Annotated in this window: 18 protein-coding genes; 12 read left to right on the top strand and 6 right to left on the bottom strand. The window is 54.5% G+C overall.

The window, feature by feature from the left end:
* Positions 1–191: 191 nt before the first annotated feature.
* Positions 192–1,199 (top strand): vWA domain-containing protein, encoded by a 1,008-nt coding sequence (locus H5P27_RS07345; protein WP_185659745.1) that lies wholly within the window; start codon positions 192–194, stop codon positions 1,197–1,199.
* Between the two features lie 8 nt (positions 1,200–1,207).
* On the opposite strand, the gene H5P27_RS07350 is transcribed toward H5P27_RS07345, so the two are convergent.
* Positions 1,208–1,765 carry a hypothetical protein gene (locus H5P27_RS07350; protein WP_221774642.1) on the bottom strand — a complete coding sequence of 186 codons (558 nt, stop codon included), beginning with the start codon at positions 1,763–1,765 and terminating at the stop codon, positions 1,208–1,210.
* A gap of 308 nt (positions 1,766–2,073) precedes the next feature.
* Here H5P27_RS07350 and H5P27_RS07355 point away from each other — a divergent pair, with 308 nt between their 5' ends.
* From H5P27_RS07355 to H5P27_RS07375, 5 genes are all read left to right on the top strand, one after another.
* Positions 2,074–3,990, top strand: coding sequence for an amidophosphoribosyltransferase (locus H5P27_RS07355; protein WP_185659746.1), 1,917 nt, complete (start codon positions 2,074–2,076; stop codon positions 3,988–3,990).
* 40 nt (positions 3,991–4,030) lie between these two features.
* Entirely contained in the window at positions 4,031–5,113 is a 1,083-nt protein-coding gene (gene purM, locus H5P27_RS07360; RefSeq protein WP_185659747.1) for a phosphoribosylformylglycinamidine cyclo-ligase, read from the top strand.
* A 213-nt stretch (positions 5,114–5,326) separates the two neighbouring features.
* Complete coding sequence (locus H5P27_RS07365; RefSeq protein ID WP_185659748.1) at positions 5,327–5,911, top strand: hypothetical protein; 585 nt, start codon at positions 5,327–5,329, stop codon at positions 5,909–5,911.
* Positions 5,912–5,935: 24 nt separating this feature from the next.
* Positions 5,936–6,235 (top strand): Dabb family protein, encoded by a 300-nt coding sequence (locus tag H5P27_RS07370; RefSeq protein WP_185659749.1) that lies wholly within the window; start codon positions 5,936–5,938, stop codon positions 6,233–6,235.
* 160 nt (positions 6,236–6,395) lie between these two features.
* A complete protein-coding gene (locus H5P27_RS07375) occupies positions 6,396–7,013 on the top strand; it encodes an HNH endonuclease (protein WP_185659750.1) in 618 nt (205 codons plus the stop codon).
* Between the two features lie 76 nt (positions 7,014–7,089).
* Here the strand turns inward: H5P27_RS07375 and gpmI are convergent, their stop codons facing one another.
* A complete protein-coding gene (gene gpmI, locus H5P27_RS07380) occupies positions 7,090–8,664 on the bottom strand; it encodes a 2,3-bisphosphoglycerate-independent phosphoglycerate mutase (protein ID WP_185659751.1) in 1,575 nt (524 codons plus the stop codon).
* A gap of 296 nt (positions 8,665–8,960) precedes the next feature.
* Here gpmI and H5P27_RS07385 point away from each other — a divergent pair, with 296 nt between their 5' ends.
* Positions 8,961–9,521, top strand: coding sequence for a hypothetical protein (locus H5P27_RS07385; protein ID WP_185659752.1), 561 nt, complete (start codon positions 8,961–8,963; stop codon positions 9,519–9,521).
* Between the two features lie 109 nt (positions 9,522–9,630).
* On the opposite strand, the gene H5P27_RS07390 is transcribed toward H5P27_RS07385, so the two are convergent.
* The 3 genes from H5P27_RS07390 to H5P27_RS07400 all read right to left on the bottom strand — a co-directional run bounded on the left by H5P27_RS07390 (position 9,631) and on the right by H5P27_RS07400 (position 15,376).
* On the bottom strand, positions 9,631–11,235 hold the full coding sequence (locus H5P27_RS07390; RefSeq protein ID WP_185659753.1) for a glycoside hydrolase family 43 protein: 1,605 nt from the start codon (positions 11,233–11,235) through the stop codon (positions 9,631–9,633).
* Positions 11,236–11,311: 76 nt separating this feature from the next.
* Positions 11,312–14,176: a DUF2339 domain-containing protein gene (locus tag H5P27_RS07395; RefSeq protein ID WP_185659754.1), complete on the bottom strand. Its 2,865-nt coding sequence runs from the start codon at positions 14,174–14,176 to the stop codon at positions 11,312–11,314.
* A 24-nt stretch (positions 14,177–14,200) separates the two neighbouring features.
* Entirely contained in the window at positions 14,201–15,376 is a 1,176-nt protein-coding gene (locus H5P27_RS07400) for a pyridoxal phosphate-dependent aminotransferase (RefSeq protein ID WP_185659755.1), read from the bottom strand.
* A gap of 127 nt (positions 15,377–15,503) precedes the next feature.
* On the opposite strand from H5P27_RS07400, the gene H5P27_RS07405 reads away from it, so the two are divergent.
* From H5P27_RS07405 to H5P27_RS07430, 5 genes are all read left to right on the top strand, one after another.
* A complete protein-coding gene (locus tag H5P27_RS07405) occupies positions 15,504–17,057 on the top strand; it encodes a pectate lyase family protein (protein WP_185659756.1) in 1,554 nt (517 codons plus the stop codon).
* A 491-nt stretch (positions 17,058–17,548) separates the two neighbouring features.
* Positions 17,549–18,715 (top strand): MFS transporter, encoded by a 1,167-nt coding sequence (locus tag H5P27_RS07415; protein WP_221774643.1) that lies wholly within the window; start codon positions 17,549–17,551, stop codon positions 18,713–18,715.
* Positions 18,716–18,912: 197 nt separating this feature from the next.
* The gene (locus H5P27_RS07420; RefSeq protein WP_185659759.1) at positions 18,913–19,596 is read left to right on the top strand and encodes a RecA family protein; all 684 of its coding nucleotides are present in this window, start codon (positions 18,913–18,915) and stop codon (positions 19,594–19,596) included.
* Between the two features lie 12 nt (positions 19,597–19,608).
* A complete protein-coding gene (locus H5P27_RS07425; RefSeq protein WP_185659760.1) occupies positions 19,609–21,147 on the top strand; it encodes a DNA polymerase Y family protein in 1,539 nt (512 codons plus the stop codon).
* Between the two features lie 174 nt (positions 21,148–21,321).
* Positions 21,322–24,552, top strand: coding sequence for a DNA polymerase III subunit alpha (locus H5P27_RS07430; protein ID WP_221774644.1), 3,231 nt, complete (start codon positions 21,322–21,324; stop codon positions 24,550–24,552).
* 3 nt (positions 24,553–24,555) lie between these two features.
* Here H5P27_RS07430 and H5P27_RS07435 read toward each other — a convergent pair whose 3' ends face one another.
* Entirely contained in the window at positions 24,556–25,233 is a 678-nt protein-coding gene (locus H5P27_RS07435) for a spermidine synthase (protein ID WP_185659761.1), read from the bottom strand.
* Positions 25,234–25,255 lie beyond the last annotated feature (22 nt).

Genomic DNA, 25,255 nt, shown 5'->3' on the forward strand with positions numbered 1-25,255 from the left:
AAATCTGCCGATATGGCAAACGGGTCTTAGCGAGTCCGCTATGGTTGGGAGTTTTGGGGGAAGTTTTGGGTGCCTTCAGTTGTGTTTGAAATCGAATGCGAGGCCATTCTAGCGGCGTTATAATTATAGCCCAGCCGTATGTTTGTTTTTGGGATTGTTCGTAGAGCGACTGGGCCTAAGCTTGTAGTGTTTTGTTACCCTCCACCCTTGCTGCAGATTCCTCGAATCCCAGATCTCGCAGCCGCGGAACCTTGTTGATCGCCCTCGCGGTCCAGTTCGCGGTTTTGCTTGTCTCGGTGTTTGTGATGGTGCGTGAGGATGTGGTGGTGGAGCCGCCGGTGTTTTCAGGGGAGCGTGTGGTGGTGGCAGAAAAGTCATCGGTAAAGCGGCTTGAACGAACCCGCGAGTTAGATCGTCGCATGGCGAAGCCGAGGAGTTTCCAGGCACTCGCGGTCGAAGATGCGTTTCAGAGCGAGTTGCCGGCCTTGCCCCGACTGCCGGAGAGTTCGTCTGATTTCGAGGGTATGGAGGAGTCATTTTTGGCCGAAGCCCAGTCCGCCATGTTGGATTCGGGGCTAATGGGTGAACTGTCTCGATTGGGGGGAGCCGTCTCGTCTACTGAGTTTTTTGGCGTAAAGGACAGTGGCCGACGAATCGTGATCGTGGTCAATACTTCGGCTTCCGTGGTCCGGAAAGCGTCGGCTCGCGGGGTGAGTATTGCCCAATTGCAGGAAGAGGCGATCGGCTTGGTGGATAAGTTGGAGTCTGGGACCTTGTTTGGGATCGTGCAGTTTAGCCAGGGCACCAAAGGCTTCGCGGAATACCTGGCTCCGGCTTTGGTCAAAAATAAGCGACAGGCCGGGGAGTGGATTCGCGAGGAGCTCAAGGGCAACCCGCCTGTCTTAAACCCGGAATTGGTTGGGCACGAGGCCGCGATCGCTGCGGCGCTCGAGCTGCAGCCGGATCTGATTTTCTTTGTCACGGATGGTTCGCTAAATCGGCGAACGTCCAAAGCGGGTGGTGGCTACAGCTATCCAAAGATCTCCTACGATCAGCTGATGCGTTTCACAGAGAAGGCCGTTTTCTCCAGCGGTTCCGACCCGCGTTTGCACGTGATCGGCTTTCAGTTGGGAACCGAAGAGCGGTCGGGCTTGGAGCGTTGGGCCAAGCGTTATGGAGGCAGTCTGCGGGAGATGTAGACGGAAGCCTATTGCTGCTGCTGCTGTTGTTGTTGTTCAGGGAAGGCGTTTTGCCAGAGAGTCGACTCTCCCGAGTGGCCGAAGCGGTCAAGTTGAGCGGCAATGGTTTCAAGGCTCGGCTCCTTCACCTGGTGGCGCGGATCTCCCGTCAGCGTTGGCAGGGTTGCTCGAACTAGGGCCCAGCAAGCCCAGGCCCTCCATTTGCGTTGTTCGCGTCGAGGTTCGCCGAGCCGGTCTGCGTAGTGCTGAAAATGGACTCTCGGGTTTCCGAGAAAGGCTCCGTCAGGCGTTCTTTGGAGTAGGCTACCCAAAGCCGCGTACGGCAGCGGCCAATCTTGTAGGATCGGCTCGGCCCCGGTGAGGTCGGCTCCCCAGGCTCGGTCCAGGCAAAGGATGGCGCGGGCCGGAAGCCGGCTTTGCCAGAGGAACTGTCCATATTGCAGACAGGAGAAGTAAAATTCCGTACCCCGATCTTCTTTCCTGAAGCGGTTCAAGCTTCTCCAGGACATGTCCGTATCGGCCTCTGGTAGGCCATGAAGGGGAGCGATCAGGGAGTCGTTGGGCATAATTCGTTAGGTCTTTTTCCGGTTTCGATCGTGTCACTTAACGGTGACGGCAAGGTTTCGTGACTGCGTTTCCGCGGAATCGCTATTCTCTGTAGAAAAGAAGCAATGATTTGTTGCAAGGGTCTTCAATATCGCCGTAGGTGGTGGCTTTTCATTCACGCTTTTGGCCTCCCTCGGGCTGAAAACCCTCTCCGTAAAACACTACTTTCATAGACTTTAAAAGACGTCATCTTTGCCATGCCGACGAAGATAGTTCCGGAAAATTTCCATAGCCAGCCCAGGAGCGCCGAAAACCCTCAGAGTCATCGATGAGCGACCCGATTAAACACGAGTGTGGTATCGCTCAAGTGCGTTTGAAAAAGCCACTTGAGTACTACCAGGAAAAATACGGTACCCCGCTCTGGGGATTTTATAAACTGTTTCTGCTCATGGAGAAGCAGAGAAACAGGGGTCAGGATGGAGCCGGCGTTGCGGCGGTGAAGTTCGATATGCCAGCCGGCGAGCCTTACATGTTTCGCGAGCGCAGCGTTAAGAGCAATGCTCTGGATCGCATCTTCAAAGATACGCTCAAGCAGTACCAAAAACTGATCCGAAACGGGGAGGTTTTGCCGGACTACGTTCCCTCCATTAAGCGGAAGTTCGACTTCGCTGCGGAGCTCTACATGGGGCACCTGCGCTATGGCACTTCGGGAGGCTATTCGCTCAGCGTGTGCCATCCCTTTTTCCGCCGTAGCAGTTGGCCAACTAAGAACCTGATTTTGGCGGGCAACTTCAACATGACCAATACGGCGGAGCTCAACGAGAGTTTGATCGCTATCGGTCAGCACCCGATTTTCGCTACTGATACGCAGGCACTGCTCGAAAAGGTCGGCTTCCACCTCGATGAAGCCCATGACAACCTTTACCGTTACTTGCGTGACGAAGGGCATACCAATGACGAGATCGCGAGACGAATTCTCACCGGTATCGATTTGCCCAAGGTCTTCCGCAAGTCTGCAGAATCTTGGGATGGCGGTTACGCCTTGATCGGTGGAATCGGAAACGGGGACAGTTTCATTCTTCGCGATCCTCTCGGTATCCGTCCGGCCCACTATTTCGAAGACGATGAAGTGTTCGCCGCTGCCTCCGAGCGTGCTCCGCTGATGACGATTTTCGACAAGTCGTTGGAGGACATCCACGAGGTTCCGCCGGGCCATATCATTGTGGTCACTAAGGGGGGAGAGGTTACCAAGAGCGTATTCCGCGAACCTGAGCCCGAGCCCAAGCAGTGCTCGTTTGAGCGGATTTATTTCTCCCGTGGCAATGACGCTGACATTTACAAAGAGCGAAAGGCTTTGGGTGCGGGACTATGTGAGCAGATCATGGACGGGATCGACCGGGATCTGGAAAACACGGTTATCAGCTTCGTTCCAAACACTTCGGAAGTCGCCTATTTTGGCGTGCTGGCAGAGTTGCGTTTGATTCGCCGCCAAGAGGTTAAGACCCAGATTCTCGAAGCTGCGGAGAAAGGGGAACTGGATGCCGCCAAACTCGACGAGCTTGTGATGAAGAATTGGCCCCGCGGCGAGAAAATCGCCCACAAGGACCAAAAGCTTCGTACCTTCATTTCGACGGAAAATTCTCGAAACGAGATGGCCTCCCACGTCTACGACGTCACTTATGGGATCATTAAGGATAACGATAATCTCGTCTGTGTGGACGACTCCATCGTACGCGGAACGACGCTTCGCAAGTCTGTGCTCAAGATCTTGGGCAGCCTAAATCCCAAGAAGATCATCATTGCCTCCACTGCTCCGCAGATCCGCTATCCGGACTGCTATGGCATCGACATGTCAGAGCTCGGCAAGTTCATCGCCTTCGAGGCGGCCATCGAGCTGCTGAAGGAAAAAGGGAAGAAGGATGTGATCGGCGAGGTTTACCGTAAGTGCCTAGAAGCTGAGAAAGGAGAGGCGCCGAACACGGTTAATTATGTGCAGGAAATCTACGCTCAGTTCACTGACGACGAAATTTCCGCCAAGATCGCCCAACTCGTCTACCCATACGATACTTCTTGGAAGGGCGAACTGCAGGTGATTTACCAGACCGTTGAAAATCTTCACAAGGCTTTGGATGGCCACGATGGAGATTGGTATTTCACTGGCAACTACCCGACTCCGGGTGGTTTCCAAGTCGTCAATCGCGCGTTTATCAACTATTACGAAAAGGCCAAAGGCCGCTCCTATTAAGCCTCCTCCAACCCCGTTAACATAGGAATTTCATCACTAGATGGCTGCTAAGAAGAAAACAAAAGCATACGCTCAAGTGGGCGTTAACATCGATCTGGCTGACCGCATGAAGGGCGGCCTCAAGGAGTCTCTTAAGAGCGCTTCCCGTCCAGAGGTTCTTGGCGCGGTAGGTGGTTTCGGCGGACTCTTCGACTTGTCTAAGTCCAAATACAAGGAGCCTGTGCTCGTCAGCAGTATTGACGGAGTGGGTACGAAGCTGAAGATCGCCTTTGAGTCCGGCAAGCACAAGAGCGTGGGCATGGATATCGTGAATCACTGTATCGACGATATTTCCGTTATCGGCGCGGAACCGCTTTTCTTCCTCGATTACCTTGGTCTCGGAAAGCTGGAGCCAAAAGTCTTTAAGCAGATCCTAGCTGGTATTTCTCAAGCTTGTGCTAGCGCTAACTGCGCTTTGATTGGCGGGGAAACTGCTCAGCTCCCTGATATGTATTCGCAGGGCGAGTACGATATCGCGGGTGTTATCGTGGGAATCGCGGAAAAGAAGAAGATGCTCTCCGGCTCTACGATCCGTCCAGGCGATGTGGTGGTCGGTTTGCCTTCTAGCGGTCTTCATACCAACGGCTATACTTTGGCTCGTAAGGTCATTTTTGATACTGCCAAGCTCACGCTTAAGGACAAGGTCCCCGGTACGCGTCAAAGCATTGAGAAGGCTCTCATGGAGCCGCACACCAACTATGCTCCGCTGCTTCAGCCATTGCTCGCTAAGTTTAATCAAGGCACTTCGTCCAAGGTTCGCAAGGGCAACGCCGTCTTCGGTATCGCTCACATCACCGGTGGTGGATTTACTGGAAATATCCCACGTATCCTGCCCGAAAAGGTTGATATCGAGATCGAGACTTCGACCTGGGAGCCACTGCCGATCTTCAAGCTGATCGGCGAGAAGGGCGGAATAGACTTCGACGAGATGTACGAAGTCTTCAATATGGGTATCGGTATGACTCTGATCGTTGACGGCAAGCAAGCCGATGAAGTGCTAGAGTTCTGCCAGGCCAACGGTTGCAAGGCTGTAAAGATCGGCCAAGCCGTTAAGGGAACCGGTAAGGTTCAGCTCAAGAAATAGAGCAACTCGAAATAGCTTTTCAAAAGACCGTAGCTTCGTGGGCTACGGTCTTTTTTTTCGTGCGTAAATGGTGGGGCATCTCGACTAAATACCCTCAAAAACAGAATTTTCGATGTGGGCGGTTTACTTGATAGGGGAGGGATGACTGTTTTTCTTGATCTGAATGGAAGGAGCTAGCTTCTCTCTATTTCTTGCTTCAATTTGCTCGGAACCATGAGAGTCGAAGTTTTAGCTGCACTTTTCCTATTGTCCTCGCTGTTGGCGGCTTGCTCTCCAAAGCCGGAAAGAAAAGTTGCAGGCTCTGAATGGCTGGAGGCTGAACGCGGCGGTTCGTCCTATGACGTCTTAGCGTATCCGCTCACTGAGGACGAGCTCGTTTGGTTCGAAAGCAGTTTACCAATATTGGAGACCATAGCTCGTGAGCATAGCTCTGAATGGGCACATATTTCCGAGTCGGAGGATCCTTCTGAAGCGGCGCAGCAAGGCGTATTTTGGAAGCGCAGTGGCGTGCTGGGAAGCGATGTGATGTCTGTCATGCTCAAGCTTACCTTTCTGCAGGAGTTTTCCGATGCGGACGAAACTGTGGAGACTGATATGCGTGAGAATCTTGCTTGGTTGGAAAAAAGAATGGAAGGTGGTGAAGCTAAGCAGGAATTGCTGGAGATGGCTGATTCGATTCGCAGCATCTTGACGGTACTGGAGGCTCACCGTGAAGCGAAGGCCTTCCAGTTTTACCTCCAAAACAAGGTGCGTATGGATGCGGCGCTTGACCGATTCCTCGCGGTCGGCGAACAATAGGCGAAACCCGAAATCGAATTTATTATGCTAGTTCACATAGTTCTCTTTAACCTAACTCCTGGAATGAGCGACGAGCAGGTCGCCGCGTTCGAAAAGGATCTTAACTCTTTGGCCACCATCGAGGTCGCAAAGGCTTGCTACGTGGGCACGGTTTCCGACACCGCCAAACGTCCGGTCGTGCAAACGGATTGGGACTACATGCTGACCGTGGTACTCGAGAACGTGGCGGACCACGATCTTTACCAGCAACACCCGACTCATCAGGCCTTTATCGCCAACCAAAAGCAGTTCTTCGGACAGGTTCGCGTTTTCGACGCGGACTAGAACACGACCTTGGCCGGATCTTTTCGGATCCGGCTTTTTATTGCAGGCGGCCGATCCAGTTCATGGATACGCCTTCAGGGTGACGCTCGAGTGACAAGTGGCTCGGGCTTACGTATCGCGCCTTGACAGTTTTTAGGGGAGGGGTAGAAAGTAATTCCCCATGGAAGCTGCCCTTATGGAGCCGGTCTTGGTACTCAACCGGTTATGGCAGGCGGTAAATGTAATTGCCGCCAAGCGGGCCTTTTCGCTCCTCGCGAGTGGCCACGCGCAAATAGTCCATGCGGAAGACGAGAGTTTCGAAGTCTTCAACATGATGGATTGGGTGGATTTCTCCCGCCACAATCCGCCGCTAAGTGAACAGGAAATCGTCAACACCGTGCGTCACCCGATCCGGGTGCCCCGCGTGATTCTACTTTCAGTTTTTGATCGAGTGCCCCGCAAGGAGATCAAACTGACCCGGCACAACGTTTTCGAGCGCGACAAATACACTTGTCAGTATTGCTCCAAGAAAATGCGTTCCGAGGATCTGAATCTCGACCACGTCATACCCCGCCATTACGGAGGGAAGACGACTTGGGAAAACATCGTTTGCTCCTGTATCGACTGTAATTCTCGCAAGGCGAACCGACTGCCACACGAGGCGAAGATGCATCTTATCCGCAAACCGGTAGCTCCCAAATGGCGTCCAGTCATAAGCTTAGCCGCTCGCGGGAAAAAGCAGGAAGCCTGGAAACACTTTCTCGACGTCGCCTACTGGAACGTAGAACTGGAGAAGTAGCCGCGTCAGATGACCAAAAAAAGCGGCGGGAGCATGGAACTCCGCGCCGCTTGGGAAGTGTTTGGTTTTGCTGTCCTTACTTGATCAGGTTGATGCCGGTCATTTCTTCCGGCTTTTCGAGACCCATCATGGCGAGGATGGTGGGGGCGATGTCGGCGAGGCGACGGTCTCCGTCGTTGACTAGCTCCTTGCCCTTCAGCCCTGTCCCATAAACAACGGCTTCGACCGGGTTTAAGGTGTGGGCGGTGTGTGGACCGTCGACGGTCGGATCCCAAAGCTGGTCTGCATTTCCGTGGTCGGCGGTGATGAAGGCGCGGCCTTCCATCTTGTCGATCGCTTCGAGCAGGATGCCGATGCTGGAGTCAACCTTGGCGCAAGCCTTCTTGACCGCTTCCAAGTTTCCAGTGTGGCCGACCATGTCTGGGTTGGCGTAGTTGACGAGGACGAAGTCGTACTTGCCGGAGAGGATGGCATCCTTGACGAGGTCGGTGACTTCGCCGGCGGACATTTCAGGGGCCTGGTCGTAGGTTGGAACCTTGGGCGACTTGGCCATGCCGCGATCTTCGCCGTCAAATGGTTCTTCACGGTAGTCATTGAAGAAGAAGGTGACGTGCGGGAACTTTTCGGTTTCGGCGGAGCGGAACTGGGTGAGGCCCTTGTCGGCGAGATAGGAGCCGAGCACGTTCTTCATTTTCTCTGGTTTGTAGAAAACGACGTTTTCGCAGAGTCCTTTTTGCCACTCGGTCATGGCGACGAAGAAGATGTCCAACTTGTCGCCGCGATCGAATCCGTCGAATCCGTCTTGGATGAAGGCCTTGGCCAATTCGCGGGGGCGGTCGCCACGGTAGTTGTAGAAAACGACAGCGTCTCCATCGGCGATAGTGCCGAGAGGGGTTCCGTCTTCGTCTACAACCCATGTTGGCGGAACGAATTCGTCGCCTACGTTAGAATCCGAAGTCGGATTGTCGTAGTAACTTTGGATGGCTTCTGGGCCGGACTTGGCCTTTTCACCTTCCTTGCCGGTGAGCATGTTGTAGGCGCGTCCCACGCGGTCCCAACGCTCGTCGCGGTCCATACACCAGAAGCGTCCGCATACGGAAGCGATCTTGCCGATGCCAAGCTCCTTGCACTTCGCTTCCGCTTGTTCTGCAAATGCCTTGCCGGAGTGAGGAGGTGTGTCACGACCGTCGGTGAAAAGGTGGATGTAGACTTCTTCTACTCCCGCCTTCTTCGCTTCTTCCAAAAGACCGTAGAGGTGCTCGAGTAGGCCGTGTACTCCGGCGTCGGAGGCGATACCCATGTAGTGCAGCTTGCCGCCGGATTTCGCCTTGGCGAAAGCTCCTTCGAGAGCCTTGTTACCCGTCACGGTTCCTTCCGAGAACGCCTTGGTGATGCGAACGATTTCTTGGTCTACGATGCGGCCCGCTCCAATATTTTGGTGGCCGACTTCAGAATTGCCCATGATGCCCTCCGGTACGCCTACATCTAGACCGCAGGCGGCTAGCTCGGTGCGTGGCCACTCGGCGCTCAGCATGTCAGAGACTGGGGTGTCCGCTAGTTTGACGGCGTTGAAGCCGTCTTGGTCGGCGTGGTGATTCGCGCCCCAGCCATCGCGGATGACGAGGAGTACAGGTTTTTTCGCTTCGCTCATGATGAATATGATGGTTTGAGCCTCCCAAAAAGCGCGCTTAGAGGGAGTAAGACAAGGATCGACTGGATTAGGAGGGTTAAGTTTAGGGTTTAACCGGTATTAGGCGAAAAGGGGAGTGAATGGAGCTTAATAGCACTCCTTATCCTGAGGCTAAAACGGGCCGATTTTCCCTCTCTAAGAAAAAAAATCAAACGTTTGTTTGAATCCGAAATGGCTTCACCTTCGTAGAAGTAGATAAAGCCGGACTCGATCTAACAATCGAGGCGGGCATGGGAAAACAAGGAGAGAGGGAAACAATGAAAAACAGAATTTTTAGTAGAATCGAAAACGCTAGAACCAAGGTATTGGGATTGTCCGCCTTAGCGGTATTGGCTGCTTCGACGACGTTTGGGGCAGTGATGGATCCGTCGAAGGTGGAAAAACCGGCTGCTGAAGAAGCTGCTGCACGCCGTTTGGTTGTTAATATAAACGACATACGAGGAATCGTGGATTTCGAGTCCGAGCGCGTGCGGGAGGATTTGTTACGTAGCGCTTTCTATGATGCTGCGGATCGTTCCGATTGGCTGGGAGAATTCGATTTCAACTACAACTCCAACAAAAAATCGGAGTCGCCGGGCAGTCTGGACATCAACGTGTTGAATTGGCGCTTAAGCAGAACCGGCATCTACGAGTTCACCGCTTCTGCAACTTATTGGAATAATGACGGTGAGAGGGTGAATCTAGGATTGTTTCACGGCAGCCGCATGAGTTTGCCGGTTACTAATATTTGGCATTCCGGCGAGCAATTCGTTGATTCAGCGGAAGACGCGTTCAAGGATTCGCTTAAGAAGCTTAAGGAAATCGTAGTTGAATCTTAGTTACCGAATTTTGAATTTTTGAGTATTGGATTTTTCATATGCAAAGGCGAGCCATGTAAGTGGCTCGCCTTTTTTATTGAAAATTGGATACGCCGATTACTCGGCAGTCCTACTCAATGCGAAAGAAATCAAAATCCGCTTGCCCGTAGGCTCCTGTCTTAGAGGGCTTGATTGCGACGAGTCCTACTTTAGCTCCTATCCAGCGTCCCTCGACGGCTTGAAAGGGTTCTCCGATTTCGGCGTATTGCTCACCGTCGTTGCTGAAGCTGAATTGGCAGATTCCTCCGTCTTCAACGTCGACTCGCAAAAATCCGTGTGGTGTTGGTATTGGCTGTTTGGCAACGACACGTTCTTGGTTTTGTCTTCGAGCGTCGTGGCAGGTCGAGAGGGCCAGCTCGTAGGAACCATCGCTCTTTCGGTTAATGGAAAGCAGAGCGTAGTCCATCCCCATGACGAGCAAGCCCGAGTGTTCGCCGGGGAGGAGCTCGCTGGCGTCGATCTTGGTAGACGCGGTAAACTCGGGTGCTGGCATCTTCTGGAGCAAAAGGTGCGGAGCGTTCCAAAGGTTTGCGGGTAGTTTAGGAATCCATTGTGAGCGAAGACTCAAGGAGCCTTCTGTATCCGAAAGTGAATACCAGTGAGGACGCCAGTTGGCATGCCATTGCCAGGCGAGGGAAAGTCGGCCGTCGTCAAATTCGTCACCGACGGCTGGCGCATGTGGCGTAATCGCCTCTCTACTTTTCGGTTTGGCATGGCTAGCGACGGGTTGTCCGGTTCCATCTGCATCGGGGTCTTCGCCCATGACGGGCCAGTCGTCCACCCAATGAACGGGTAGAAGGTGTACGATACGACCGTAGGGTTGGACTTCTTGGAAATGGAGGAACCAACTGTCGCCGTTCTCCTGTTCGATGTAGGCTCCCTGGTGCGGACCATTGATGTCGGTGTCACCTGTGGCGAGGACGGTTCTAATTTCATAGGGGCCAAATATGTCTTTTGAGCGAAGCACGTTTTGCCAGCCGGTGGCGACTCCGCCAGCGGGAGCGAAAATGTAGTAGTAACCGTTTCGTTTATAAAACTTCGGTCCTTCGGTGGTCGGGTGGTCGTGGGCTCCGTTGAAGACCACCTTGCGATTGCGGATAACGGAGTCCCCCTCCGGGGTAAGCTCTTGTATTTGTAAGACGTCGCCCAGACCGGCTCGGGAATTGGCGAATGCGTGCACGAGGTAGACGCGCCCATCGTCATCCCAAAGCGGACAGGCGTCGATATTGCCGTAGGCATCCTTCACCAAGATAGGAGCTGACCACTCGCCAAGCGGATCCTCGGTTTGGACGCGAAAGATTCCGCGATCCGGGTCGCCCCAATATATGTAATACATACCGTCGTGGTAGCGGAAGGAGGGCGCCCACACGCCATTGCCGTGTTGCGGCGTATCGAAATAGGAGTCTGGGAAACGCGGGATGGCGTAGTTGACCAACTCCCAATTTACCAAGTCCTTGGAATGCAGGATGGGCAGACCTGGGACGCAGTTGAATGACGAAGCGGTCATGTAATAGTCGTCGCCTACTCGCACCACATCCGGGTCTGAGTAGTCGGCGTAGATGATCGGATTCTTATAGTCGCCGTTTTCGAGGTCAGGTTGCCACGGGGCGGCGGATGAACTTGCGAGAGCGGCCAATGCTATGGCCGCAGTCAGTAGGTAGCGGGGTAGGAGCATGACTCCAGCAAAACTTCACACACGTGTATGGTCCAGCGGAAACTGCGTCACATCGTTGATGTGCGCTGAAGTAGGATTAGTCGATCCGGGATGCGAAGCGATTGTAGAGGTAGCCGATTGTGGTGAAGAGAACTGCCAGAACGGCAAACGCGATGATGCGGTGGAGCGTCTCTTGGATGTCGACGAGGAAAAGTCGGCCTACCGGCAAAACGAATCCAGCTAAGGCGACGATACGGAAAGGCTTCACCTTTAGGGCAATGCCTAGGGAAATGAGACCAAGGCAGTATACCGCTATTATTGGCGTGTAGTAGGAATCCAAAGACAGGCCGGGATAGGCCAATGTTATAGCTGCGGCCAGGTAGCTGGCGATGGTTGCTAGGTAGATCAGAACCTTGCCTAGCGGTTCTCGGATTTTTCGGGATGTCCGAAAACTGACAACTGTGCCTGCCAGTAAAGCGAAAACGCTGAAAGAGAGTCCAATGCTAAGGAACTGCCATGACCAAGGGGATTGGTCCGAGTAGAAGTTACCTGTTTCGTATAGGTTACTCAGGCTGATTAAGGACAGGAAGACAGAGCAGATCAGGGAGGTTCGGTGGCGCTGTAACCTCCATAGGAGAAAGAAAAGAACCGTAGCCGCTAGGAGAATCCCTTGCGATTGGAACCAATCCTCGATGCGGGAGCAGTGAGTTAGAATTAGTGCCGTGATAAAGGGTTGTCCTAGTTTGCGACCTAAGCCCCAGGTTCGCAGGAAGTAGAGGTTTCTCTCGAAACGAGGGCGAAGGCTGCTTCCAAAAAACAGGCAATAGCATAGGGCCAGGCTGAGGACATGAATCCAGAAAGAGCTTTCGCTCGAAAGAAGGTTCCCGATGTTGACCAAAAGAGGGATTAAGAAAAGGTCGCCCAGTGTACGGAAAGGTCGGATACGGACCAATCTCAAAACGACCGAAAATGCAGGAGCGAAAAGCGGGAATAGGGGCAACGTTTCGTAACCAGAATAGAAATACCAGTAGGTAGAGATGACGGACAGTCCCAGGAGCGTGAGCTCGGGCAAGTTGCTGGCTTTGCTTTTGAAACAGGCTACACGTCGAGTCGCTTGATAAGCGAAGAGGATGGAGACTGCTGTAATGGCTACGAAGGACCAGAGGTTTTCCGGTTCGCTCCAAAATACGAAGTGGCCGATTGTGATACACACGGCGCTGGAAGCGATGACGGGAATCGAGTAGAAGCGAGGGATGGTTGCTAGGCATCCGGTTGCGATTGCCAAGCCAGCGAGATAGAGCGGGATTTGGGCTTCATCGGGGACGTTTAGAGCGGAGAAAAGGCAGAGCAGTCCGCCGCTCGAGATGCCGGCCAGAAAATAGATGGTTTTACGGGCTTTGTTCTGTGTGAGGGCGTCCAGTTGCAAACCCAAGGCAGCCGTGCCGAGTATGGGCAGCAGAAAGTATAGGATGAAAGGGATTGACCATACCGCGACAGAGCGGCTCGACAATAGATCCCAGAAAGCAAGAAGGCAGGCCACTGCGTATAAGGCAAAGGTGGCAAGCTCGCTCCACGTGGATTTAGACTGCCGAGTAGACCATGCCATTAGGATCGCTTGAACGCCTAGCGCGAACCAACGGATTTCGCCGCTGAAGTAGTTGACGAACCAAAGGGCGGCCAGACCGCTTCCTTTCAGGAAGAAGAGCTGAAAGGCGAGGCTTCGAAGTCCTGTTTTTATGTACAGCACAGCCCACGAGATGAACAGGAGAGCGAAGATACCGTAGGCGTTGGTGAGATCGCCACTGCTCAACTTGGTATAGCTGTATCCAAGGGATGCGAACAAGGTTGTATTCGCGACCGCGAGGAAGCGGTAAGCCGTCGCGGAAAAACGGTTTCGCAGATTCCATTTCCAATCTATGAATGGAAAGGTGGATACGGAAATAGCGAGAAAGATGAGTATGCTGGCGTTCCAAGGTAGGGTAAGGCTGGTGGAGTCAATGGCCAGAAATAGGCACAAAGCCAGAAGTGGCAGGTATACGGCCAAGGTTGAAAGGGCGAAAAGCGGGAGATGTTTCCAGCGGTAGCCGAACGCTGCTCCAAGCAGCTGCAAAATGACGGCAGAAAGGAGAGCTCCCTCATTCAATCCAACGTAGGCTGCGAAGATGGAAGACGCGAAGCCTAACAGCGTAGCGAGAAAGGCGATACCGTGCTCACGTAGTTTGACGGCGATTGTGTAGATGAAAGCGATGACCGCGAACTGGGCCGCGATGCCAATGAAGGGGTTGGTGATTACGCGAACAGGCGAAGCGGCGTATCCTGAGACGACGCTCACGTAGAGCATGCACAAGCCAATTGCTAAGATGATGGAGCCGAAGCGGGCTCGCTTTTTGCGGAAGTAGGTTCCAAGGCCGATGACCGCAGCATCCACCGCCATGAGCTCCATGAAGCGAATGAGAGGAGATGTGTTTTTTGAAATGTAGACCGAAAAGAAGATTGCGGTGAGGACGGCGAGTAATCCGCCTAAGCGAAGCGTCCACCATTGGATGATGCCCGCTTCAGTTCGGTTCATATCAGCCGGTGGCAGCAGGCCCATGGATCGTAGAAGCTTCGGAAGTGAAGCGGGGGACTTCTGAGGTGCCTCCTCTGTTTTGGGGTTTTCTAGTTCTGTTCGCTCCCTTGGTTCTGGCTTGGCGGGGGCAGGCGTTGATTCAACTGCGCGCAGAAAGGCGGACTCTTCCCCTGTACTCGTTTCTTCCAAGGGTTCCTCTACCTCGGCAGGTTCATCGAATTCGATTTTGGCCGGTTGCGAAGTCCTGTCCCTCTTGAGTTGCTCTAGTTGCAACTCAAGTCGCCCCATCCGCTCGGATAGCCTTTTTCGCTGGACCAGCAGGTAGACGCAAATGGGGAGCGGAGCGAAAAGGAAGAGGATGGCGAGAGCGACGAGGTAGGCTTCGGGGGGCATGGGGTAGAGTGGATCGGAGTAAGTCTAGCGGTTGCTTTTCAGCCAATCCTTGTCGGCTAGGAGAAGCAGTCGCTTCCCAGCAGCGTGCAGGGTCTCTTCCTTTTTTGCAAAATGAAAGCGAATGAAGCGGTGCTCCGGCTCGCGGAAGAAACTCGAACCGGGTACGCCCGCTACGCCGACTTTGCGGGCGAACCATTCTGCGGCTTGGGTATCGGTTTCGAAGCCCAAAGAGGAAATGTCGACCATGACGTAGTATGCGCCTTGCGGTTCGGTAAAGGGTAGGCCCGTCTGGCGAAGGTAGCCCAAGAAGACCTCGCGTTTTCTAGAGTAGAGATCCTGAAGGTCCGAGTAGTATTGGTCTGGTAGTTCGAGTCCGGATACGGCTGCTTCCTGTAGTGGCGCTGCTGCTCCTACAGTGAGAAAATCATGAACCTTGCGAGCTTGGGCTATTACCTCCTGTGGCGCTAAGACGTAGCCAAGGCGCCAGCCGGTTATGGAGTAGGTTTTGGAAAGCGAATTGCAGGTAATGACCCTCTCCCATGCTCCGGGCAAGGAGGCGGCGTAGGTGTGTACGTGTGGCGGGTAGACGATGTGCTCGTAGGGTTCGTCGGTGATGACGTAGGCGTCGTGTTTTTCTGCGAGGGTGATGATGTGGGTGAGTTCCTCGGGTGTGAAAACCTTACCCGTTGGGTTTGACGGGTTGCAGACGATAATGGCTTTCGGCTTTTGTTCGAAGGCCGCTTCCAATTCTTGAGGGTTGTATCCGAAATCTGGAGCGTTGAGGGTTACGTAAATCGGCTCGGCTCCGGAGAGGATCGCGTCGGCGGCATAGTTTTCGTAGAAAGGGGAGAAGACGATGACTTTGTCGCCCGGGTTGCAGGCGGTCATCATGGCAACCATCATGGCTTCGGTACTGCCGCAGGTAACGACCAGATGCTGGTCCGGATCGATCGAAAGTCCCGTGTTTCGGGATATCTTTTGGGCTAGGGCCTCTCTGAAACGAGGCGCTCCCCAGGTAACCGCGTATTGATGGTGCGGACCACGTGTAGCAGTCTCCAAGGCGGAAAGGATTTCTTCCGGCGGATCAAAATCCGGGAAGCCTTGGGAGAGGTTTATGGCTCCGCAACGATTCGCTAGGCGGGTCATTCCGCGAATGACGGATTCGGAAAACTGGGACAGACGGTTGGCGGGAGTGGGCATCTACAGAGAAGAATCGCCGCTTGTAAGTGGCCGTCAAGTTTGGCGAAACGGGAAGTTTGCCAAGGAAGGGCGATTTTTCGCTTGCAGGTTCTATTTCACGGAAATATAGAATTTCACCATATTTCATATGAAACAAGTGCCCCCCCTCAAAACCCTCGGCGCAGGTATGCTGCGCTCGTTCGCTAATTTCTCGAAGCTCGCCCTCTTGCCCTGTCTCGCAACCTCCGGGCTTTTTGCTACCGCCAATGCGGCTGAGCCGGGGCAGATTCCCCCGCATCCGGTTCGCATGGACAAGGTGATTCCAGCCTTCCCCGGCGCTTGGGGCGGCGGCATGTTCACTTCAGGCGGACGTGGTGGCGAGGCGATCGCGGTGACAAATCTCAACGACAGCGGCCCGGGCAGTTTGCGCGAAGCCATTGAGGCGGAAGGTCCTCGTACCATCGTTTTCCGTGTGGCGGGCACCATCCAGCTCGAGTCGAATCTCGATATCGATAATCCCGATATCACCATCGCGGGGCAGAGCGCTCCGGGCGACGGGATCTGTATCGCGAACCACTCGCTGAACATCAATACACACAACGTAATCTTGCGTCACTTGCGCGTTCGCCGCGGCGATCCCGAAGGCGGGCAAGGTTCGGACAACATTGGCGGCAATCCCGAGCGAGACATCATCGTGGACCATTGTTCGGTGAGCTGGGGACGCGATGAAGGGATCTCTCTCTACCGCAACATGCGGGAGATGCCGGACGGTAGCTCAATCAAGTATCCAGTCGAGAACCTGACTATCCAATATGTGGTATCAAGCGAAGCGCTCGGCCCAGGACACGAGTTCGCCGGTACTTGGGGCGGGAAGAATTCCACCTTTCACCACAATCTCTTGGCCTGCAACACTGGTCGTAATCCGTCGATCGGCATGTCCGGAGGTTTCGACTACCGGAACAATGTCATCTTCAACTGGGCCCATCGTACCATGGATGGCGGCGACGAGACTTCGGAAATCAACGTCATCAACAACTACTACAAACCCGGTCCCGCTTCGAAGGATAACATGATCGATACGATCGCTCGCGTAGGTCCCGGCGTTCGCAACATGTACTCGCCTGGAAGCGCTTGGAAGGATGGCGACTGGTATCCCATGGCTGAGAAGCGTCCCGGCAAGTGGTACGTGGCCGGAAACATTATGGAAGGCAGCGAGAAGGTGACTGAGGACAACTGGCGTGGTATGCAAGTCGACGCTGAGCTCGAGCGTCTTGCCCGCGTGAATACTCCTTTTGTTGGTTGGCCGGTGAAACAGGAAACGGCTGAGGAAGCCTTCGAGTCGGTGTTGGCTAAAGTGGGGGCGACCTTGCCTCGCCGCGATGCGGTCGACGCTCGCGTGGTGGAAATGGTCCGCACTGGCGAAGTTTCCGTTCGCGATGGGATTCTCCGCAATCCGGACGAAGTTGGAGGATATCCCGAATTGACTTTCAATGCCAAGAAGGTGCCTGCCGACCGTGATGGCGACGGCATGCCGGACGCTTGGGAAAAGAAGAATGGGCTCGATCCCAAGGACGCTTCCGATGGAGCGGCCGACGCGGATGGAGACCACTATACCAATTTAGAAGAGTTCCTCAACGGGACCGATCCGAACGAGTTCATCGACTACCTGAACCTCGGGAACAACACGGATACGATCAGTTAACATTTCATAGTTAGAGTATGGTTCGTAATGGGCGTCGGCTGTGGGGGTCGGCGCCTTTTCGTATCTGAATCCAAGGATTGGATACGGTCGGCTCGGGTCGAAGCTGCTGAGTTTGCCACCTGCGAAGCGGATTGCATTTTGCAAAATAGGCTTGCTCTTTTGCGCTCTAAGGTTCTCTAGTCTTCACGTTTTTATGAATACACTCTCACAGTTCGGACTCGCCCTTTGCTCGCAGCATCGCCTGCGTAATTGGACGGCTGTGGGTAACTCTATGTCTGAGAAAGATATGGGTAAAACCGATCCGTTGGAGACCATCAGTAGGAGTGTATTATAGAAAACGCTAGAAACGTAGATTCTATACCGGCCAACAAAGCCCCTGCTGATTAGTGTATCAGCAGGGGCTTTGTGGTTTTGGGGAGGATCGCAAAGCGAAAGAGAAAATGAATGCCATAAGCAATAGCCCAAGCTCCTTGATAAGTGAGATCAGATCGATGCCTCGACCTGTTTTCGTGTTAATCGTGGGTATGTTCGTGAATCGCCTCGGGTCCTTCGTGTACCCGTTTCTTTCTCTGTATCTGAAGGACCGCTCTTTTGAATTCTCAGAGATCAGCCTCGTGATCGGATCGCTGGCGGTGGGCAACTTCTTTGGGCCTATGGCGGGCGGCTATATGGCGGACGCTTTCGGTCGCCGGAACGCCTTGGTCATATCCCTCTTGTCGACAGCGTTTCTGTTGCTGGCCCTGTATTGGGCGGACGACTACGTGACCTTGTTGGTGGTAGGCTTTTGCTATGGTTTCTCGGTTTCGACTTTTTTCCCGCCTGCCAATGCATTGCTCAGCGACTTGGTGGAGGAAGATAAGCGAGCGACTGCCTTTGCCTTGTTTCGCTTGGCAATTAACTTGGGCTTTGCTCTCGGGCCGACCTTGGCAGGCATATTGTACGCGATCTCTCCGATGTGGATTTTCGTTGGCGATGCCGCTACGACCGCGGCCTTTGGGCTGCTCGCTTGGGTTTCCTTGCCGCATGGCTTGAGGACGATCAGCGGCAAGGTCGGTTCGGCGAGCGTCGTGTGGAAGAGCTGGCGGGAAGCTATCGTGGATGCATGGGGGAACGTGTCCTTCCGTCGCTTTATCTTTGCGTCCTTTCTGATGGGAGCCGCGTTCACCCAGGTCTTTTCCTTGCTGTCTATCACTTCCACGGATCGCGGATTGAGCACGTTCAGCTACGGTTTAGTGATGGGGCTCAATGGATTGCTGATAGCTATGGTGGAGCTGCCTTTGACGCATCGCATCAAACGCTTCGCTCCGCGTAAGGTATTGTCTTTGGGCTACACCCTTATGGCTCTCGGCAGCGCGGGCTTTGCGTTTTCCGAATCGATTACCGGTTTCCTGCTGGCGATGAGCTTGTTCACCATGGGCGAGATCGTGGCCTTGCCGGTTGGCATGTCGTATAGCGCGGCCTTGTCGCCCGAGGCTTTGCGGGGCCGGTATTTCGGAATCCGAGGAATGACTTGGGCGGCGAGTACCCTGTTTTCCAGTTTGGGCGTTTCTTTCTACGGTGCGATCGGCTTCGACTGGTGGCTGATTATAGCCTGCCTGCCGTTGGCCGGTGCCGTTTACATTTTAAGGAACGAGCCGCTCAAGAAACCTTTGAATTGAGGTTTTCGGAAATTTGGCGGGCCATAGGACGGGGGATGTCCGTGGCCCTGCCTTAGGATGGGCGAGTGTTGGTCGATCCGGGCGAGAAAACTTTTTTTGGAAGGCAAATTCCTGAGGCTGAGGCGCCTAGCGATTTGGGGAAATTGGCGGGGCGCGGGGGCGTTGACGAGGCGGTCGCGGCGCCCTGGAATAGGGGTATGGCGACCGCTGGTAGAGAGAGCGAGTCGACCGGTCTGGAGGAAGCCCTTGATGGGCTGGGAGTTGAGCGCGTGGCGCCGACTGAATCGAAAATCCTAGGGACTGGTGTCGACTCTTTGGACGAAGCCCTGGAGGGGGGCTTGCGCTCTGGCTTGCTCACGGAAGTGGCCGAATCGGCGGTGAGTTGCGGGGTTCAAGCCTTGCTGCTTTCGCTCTTGGCGGGCATGCGGCGAGCCCAGCAATTTGCGGCTTTGGTCGATGGAGCGGATCGCTTCGACCCGCAGTCCGCTCACCCGGAATTGCTGGAGCATCTGCTGTGGGCGAGGTGCCATTCCGCGGGAGAGGCGATGAAGGTGGCGGACGCGTTGTTGCGGGATGAGAATCTGGGGATGGTCTTGCTCGATTTGCGAGGCTGCGAGGATCGCGAGTTGCGGCGAGTGAAGTCCGCGGACTGGTATCGGCTGCAGCGTTTGGCGGAGCGTTCGAGCTCCTTTTTCTGCGTTTTCACCCCGCGTCCTATGATTCCGAGCGCCCAAGTGAGGACTCGGCTGGATCGGCAGTTCGGGATCGAATCCATGGATGCTTCGCTAGGCGAGCTATGCGGAGGAATCGGTTTCGAGGTTTTGCGCAAGCGTATGCGGGAGCGAGACGGTTTTGCCCAGCTCGTGAGGAAGCGGGCTTAGGAGGCGTGTGGCATGTATGCTGTTTTCCAAATTCCACGCCTGGCGTTGCAGGCTGTTTTAAGGGCTCCAGATTTGTCGGCGGCTGGTGGGGCTGCGACTTCTTTGCAGAGTGATCTTCCGCCTGTCGTTGTGGTAGATCCTCAGGCCCGTAAGCCGGCAGTTTTGGAAATGACGAAAGCGGCGGAGCGGGAAGGAGTGCTGATCGGGCTTTCGGTTCCGCAGGCTTTGGCCCGCTGCTCGGAGTTGAGCGTGCTGCACCGCTCCCTCCAGGCGGAGAAGAGCGTGGGGGAACTTCTCTTTTCCATGGCGTATTCATTGTCGCCGCGAGTGGAGCGAGATTCTTGCGGCGAAGTCTTAGTGGACCTGCGGGGAACGAAGCAGGCGAAGTCGCTTAAACGCTGCGAGGAAATCTTAACGGAACTGGCGGAAGCGAGGCTGCAGGCGGGAGTCGGCGTAGCGGAGAGTTGCGTAGTGGCGGCTTTGGCATCACGTGCCACGGTAGCAGGCGGATTGTTGGTAGGGGGCGAGGAGCGCGAGCTTCCGCCGATCGGCATGTTTCGCTATGCGCCGCTGGAGCGTTTTATGGATGACATGCCGATTCGAAACGTGGGTGGATCGGATGCGTTGTTAGATGTCCTACAGAAATGGGGAGTGCATACGGTCGGAGCCTTTTCGAAGCTTAAGCGTTCCGCGGTGGGGGCACGGCTCGGCGTGGAAGGCTTGGCACTATGGGATCGGGTGACGGGCCGCGAACGACGTATCGTCGCTGTAGCGGAGTTGCCTCCGGAATTCGAAGAGTCGTGGGAGTTTGAATACGATGTCGATTCGGTTGATCCCTTGCTTTTCTTGCTGAATCGATTTTTGGATACGCTTTCGGCCCGAATGCGGGCGACATGCAAGGTTGCGACCTTTGCTCGTGTCGAGCTCCGCTTGGCTTATGGCAGTCCGATCGTTCTGGAACAGAAACTTCCCGAACCGACGAGCGATGGGAAGGCCTTGTTCGCCCTGCTTTCGGCTCGCTTGGAGCAAGTCGAAGCAGAGTCTCCGGTCGCGAGTATGCGGCTTGTTTTGCAGACGCAGGATTTTCGCGAGCGGCAGCTCGGGATCTTCGAGAGCAGTTTGAAAAATCCATACCGTTTTACCCAAACCTTGTCGCAGATCGCTGGCATAGTCGGAGAGGATCGCGTGGGGCGACCTGTTTTAGAAAAGGACGGGAGGCCGGATGGGTTTCGCTTGGAGGAATTACCTGCTGCTGTGCCGCCGCTTGGCGAAGAGCTTAGTGCGGCACGCTTGTTTGGCATGCCGCTGCGACGCTTTCGCCCCAGCCGGCCTGCGGCTATCGAGTTTCAGGGTAGGGCTCCCATCTGGGTGCAATGCGAGGGGGTGTCCGGTTTTGTGAAGGCGGCCCGAGGTCCGTGGATGCATTCTGGGCATTGGTGGGAAGATAAGGGGCGTTGGAATCGAGTGGAGTGGGATGTGGAGCTAAATAAAGGCGGCCTGTATCGAATCGTTAAGGACGAGATCGGGTGGAACGTGGAAGGCGAGTATTAGTTTTTTGATCTCGGATGATACGGATTGTTTTAGATGCGGTTGAAGGTGGTAGGGTAACCACAAAAAGCACAGAAATCACAAAAATGGATCATATGTTTTGTGCGTCTTGTGCTTTCTGTGGTTCGTTTCTTTCTCGCTATTCTATTTGTGCTATTTGCAAGGGGATTTGGATAAGTGCACGCAGGGGAAGGGGCACTGCTCATCGTGAGTGAAGGCTATGTAGAGTTGCATGGGCGGTCCGCGTTTTCGTTTTTGCGGGGAGCCTCTCAGCCGGACGAGTTGGCTGAAGCGTGCGCGGATCGAGGCGTAGCCGCGATGGCTGTATGCGATCGTGGAGGCGTGTATGGTTCGGCTCGCTTTCACTCCGCTTGCCGCGAGCTTGGGGTGCGAGGTATCGTGGGATGCGAATTGCCAATGGCGGATGGAACGAATCTGCCAGTTATCGTAAAGACGCGGGCGGGATATCAGGGGCTTTGTCGCCTATTGTCGGATATGCACTTGGGAAAGGTGGATTCGAATGATGGATTCGCGACCAAGGTCGCTCCTACAAAAAAAGGGGAAGGGCGTCTTGAGTGGGCTGACCTGGAAGGGCGAGTGGATGGGCTCGTAGCCCTGACGGGCGATGAAGAGGGTGTCTTGCATCAGTATTGGATAAATGGTGACAAGGATGCCATGGTTCAGCGAGTGGCTGGCCTGCGGGAGGTCTTTGGATCTGGAAATGTTTATGTGGAACTGCAGCTGCGGCATGAGCGGGGCGAAGAACGACTGGTTTCCGCTTTGAAGGATTTGGCGGCTGCGGAGCGTTTGCCGCTAGTGGCAACGAATGGAGTGAATTATGCACGCCCGGTAGGTCGAGCATTGATGGATGTCTTCACGTGTTTACGCGAAAAGGTGAAGCTTGATGAAGCCGGCTCTTTACTAAGCCGAAATGGTCAGCGGTTTGTGAAGGCTCCGGAAGCGATGCGGTATTTGTTTCGCGATATTCCCGAGGCAATAGATAATACGCTGCGGATCGCAGAGCAGGTAGAGTTCGGACTTGAGAACTTGGGTTATGAGTTTCCGCGTTACGAGGTTCCTCGTGGGGAATCGATGGATACATATTTGCGTAAGGTCGTTTGGGCCGGAGCACGCAAACGGTATCGAGGAGAGCCGAATAAGAAGACGCGTGGACAAATGGAGCATGAGCTGGCCGTAATCGCGAAGCTCGGGTTTAGCGGCTATTTTCTGATTGTCTGGGATTTGGTTAACTTCTGCCGGGACAATGGGATTATGGCCCAAGGCCGCGGAAGCGCGGCCAATAGCGTGGTTTGCTTCTGTCTGGAAATAACGCCGGTGGACCCGGTCGGAGCGGGCTTGTTGTTCGAACGGTTCTTGAACGAAGAGCGTCGGAGCTGGCCGGATATCGATATCGATCTGCCCAGCGGGGAGCGGCGGGAAATGGTGATCCAGGAGGTTTATCGTCGCTATGGCCGACATGGAGCGGCCATGACGGCGAATGTCATAACCTACCGCCGCAAGAGCGCGGCTCGCGAGATCGGGAAGGTTCTCGGGTTTGAAGAGGAATTTCTGGGGCGGTTTTCATCGTTGTTTGGCAGCCATAATTATTCGCATGGAGTTGGTTTTGAGGAGCAATTGACCCAATCTGGAATCGCTAAAGAGCATCCGCGGGCGGAGGCATTGTCGAAGCTTTGCCTGCAGGTCCTCGGAATGCCGAGACATCTCGGGCAACATTCAGGAGGGATGGTAATCTGTCAGGGAGCATTGGATACGGTGGTGCCTCTGGAGCCGGCGGCGATGCCCGGCCGGTCTGTTTGCCAGTGGGACAAAAACGATTGCGAGGACCTTGGAATCGTGAAGGTCGATCTGCTTGGCTTGGGTATGATGGCGGTGATGCAGGATACGATCGAGTGCCTGAATCGAAAGGGGGTGGATATCGATATGGCCCGGGTTCCACAGGATGATACGGCCACTTTTGAGATGATGCAGCGTGCGGATACGGTTGGCGTCTTCCAGATCGAGAGTCGGGCCCAGATTGCGACTTTGCCGCGCATGAAGCCGAAGTGCTTTTATGACGTGGTGGTGGAAGTGGGTATTATTCGCCCGGGGCCGATCCAGGGGAAGATGGTGCATCCTTACTTGGAGAGAAGGGAAGATCCAAGCAAGATCGAGTATATCGATTCGCGTTTGGAAGAAGTGTTGGAGCGCACGCTCGGAGTGGCTCTCTTTCAGGAACAGATTTTGAAGGTGGCCATGGTGATGGCGGATTTCAGCGGAGCGGAAGCGGAAGAGCTGAGGCGGGCGGTGAGTACGTTTAGTACTAACGAAAAGCGAATGAACAAGGTGATGGGCAAGCTCGTAAATGCTATGCGTAGCAAAGGAGTGGAAGAGTCCAAGGTGAAGAGTGTGGTGCAGTCTGTCTCCAGTTTCGCCCATTACGGATTTCCAGAGAGCCACGCGATTTCCTTCGGCCTCTTGGCTTATGTGAGTACGTACCTGAAATGCCACTACGCAGAAGAGTTCTTCGCCGGACTTTTGAACAATCAACCCATGGGCTTCTATTCGCCGGCGACTCTGATCCAGGATGCCAAACGGCGGGGGATTCGTATCAGGCCGGTCTGCGTTCAAGAATCGAACTGGGAGTGTGTAGCTAGCTGGGAGAATGCGGGGCGCGGGGAAGGGGCGAGCCTAGGTTTGCGGCGACCGGGCGAGCTTCGTTTAGGGCTGGTGATGGTGAAAGGAATCTCGCGAGCGAAGGGAAAGGCCATGGTGGTGGAGCGAGGCAAGAAAGGCTTTCGCTCGCTCAAGGATTTCCGATTCCGTTGCCGATTTAATCGTGAGGAGCTTCGCCAGCTCGCTTCGATCGGAGCCTTGAATTGTTTTTGCGGAGATCGGCGGACGGCACTTTGGGAGATCGAAACGCTACTGGACGAAGATGACTTGTTTGCAAACGTAGAGGAACTTGAGGACGAAGAGCTTAGCCCACTGGAGGTCATGACGCATTTAGAGCGTTTGCAGGCGGATTACGAAGGAGTGGGGGTTACGGTGGGAGCCCACCCGATGGCCAGTTTGAGAAAAGGCCTTGCAGGCGTGTGGCGCGCACAAGATTTGGATACTACCCATAATGGGGCTCGGGTTCGGATCGCTGGTCAGGTGATTTGTCGTCAACGGCCTGGGACGGCCAAGGGCTTTGTCTTCATCTCTCTTGAGGACGAAACGGGGATTTCAAATACGATCGTTTTGCCGCAGCTCTTTGAGAAGAGCCGACTCACGATCACGCAGGAGAAGTTTCTGACGATCTCTGGAGTGCTACAGCGTCAGAAAGGGGTGACGCATGTGAAGGCCGACAAGATCGAAGCTCTTGTCGCAGGAGGTATGCCTGCGGCGAGGAGCTATGATTTTCATTGAAGGCTAGTCGGCTTTGGTGGCCTTGTAGAGAAGGTAGGCAGCCCGTTTTGCTCCCTCGTGGACTTTGGCGGGAATAGCGGTAACCTGGAATCCGGCTTGTTTCAGGCGGGCAGCAAATTTCTCGTCGGGTCCCGCGGACCAGAAAATAGCGGAACCTCCCGGCTTGAGGGCAGATTTTATGACGCGGACACCGGATTTTGAATACAGGTTTGTATTGCCTTTCTGGACCATGGCGATGGGACCATTGTCGATGTCGAGAAGGAGGCAGTCGTATGTTTCCGGTTCGGCCTTGCGGATGGCAGCGGTTGCGTCGGCGACGTGGAGTTGAACGCGAGGGTCGTCGATCGCCTTACCATTGAGGTCTTGAAGGAATTGGCGATTCCATTCGATTACTTCCGGGGCGAGTTCGTACACTTCAATGACTACTTCCGGGCCGCAGGCTTCGAGTGCGGAAGCTAGAGTGAAACCAAGCCCGAGCCCTCCGATTAACAGACGGGACGCTTGCTCCGAGGGAAGGGATTCGCCGCCTATCTTACCGAGGAGTTTTTCGGAAGCGGAGGCTTTAGAGTGCATAAGCTCCTGTCCCGAGTAGTTGATGGAAAAGGCACCGTCTTGTTCGTAGAGGGCTAGGATGCCTCCGGATTCGGTGCGAGTTTCGGCAAGTTTTATTCTGGGTTTCATGGGCTAAGAAAACAGGCCACCC

The organism is Pelagicoccus albus (assembly GCF_014230145.1).
GTDB classification, from domain to species: Bacteria; Verrucomicrobiota; Verrucomicrobiia; order Opitutales; family Opitutaceae; genus Pelagicoccus; species Pelagicoccus albus.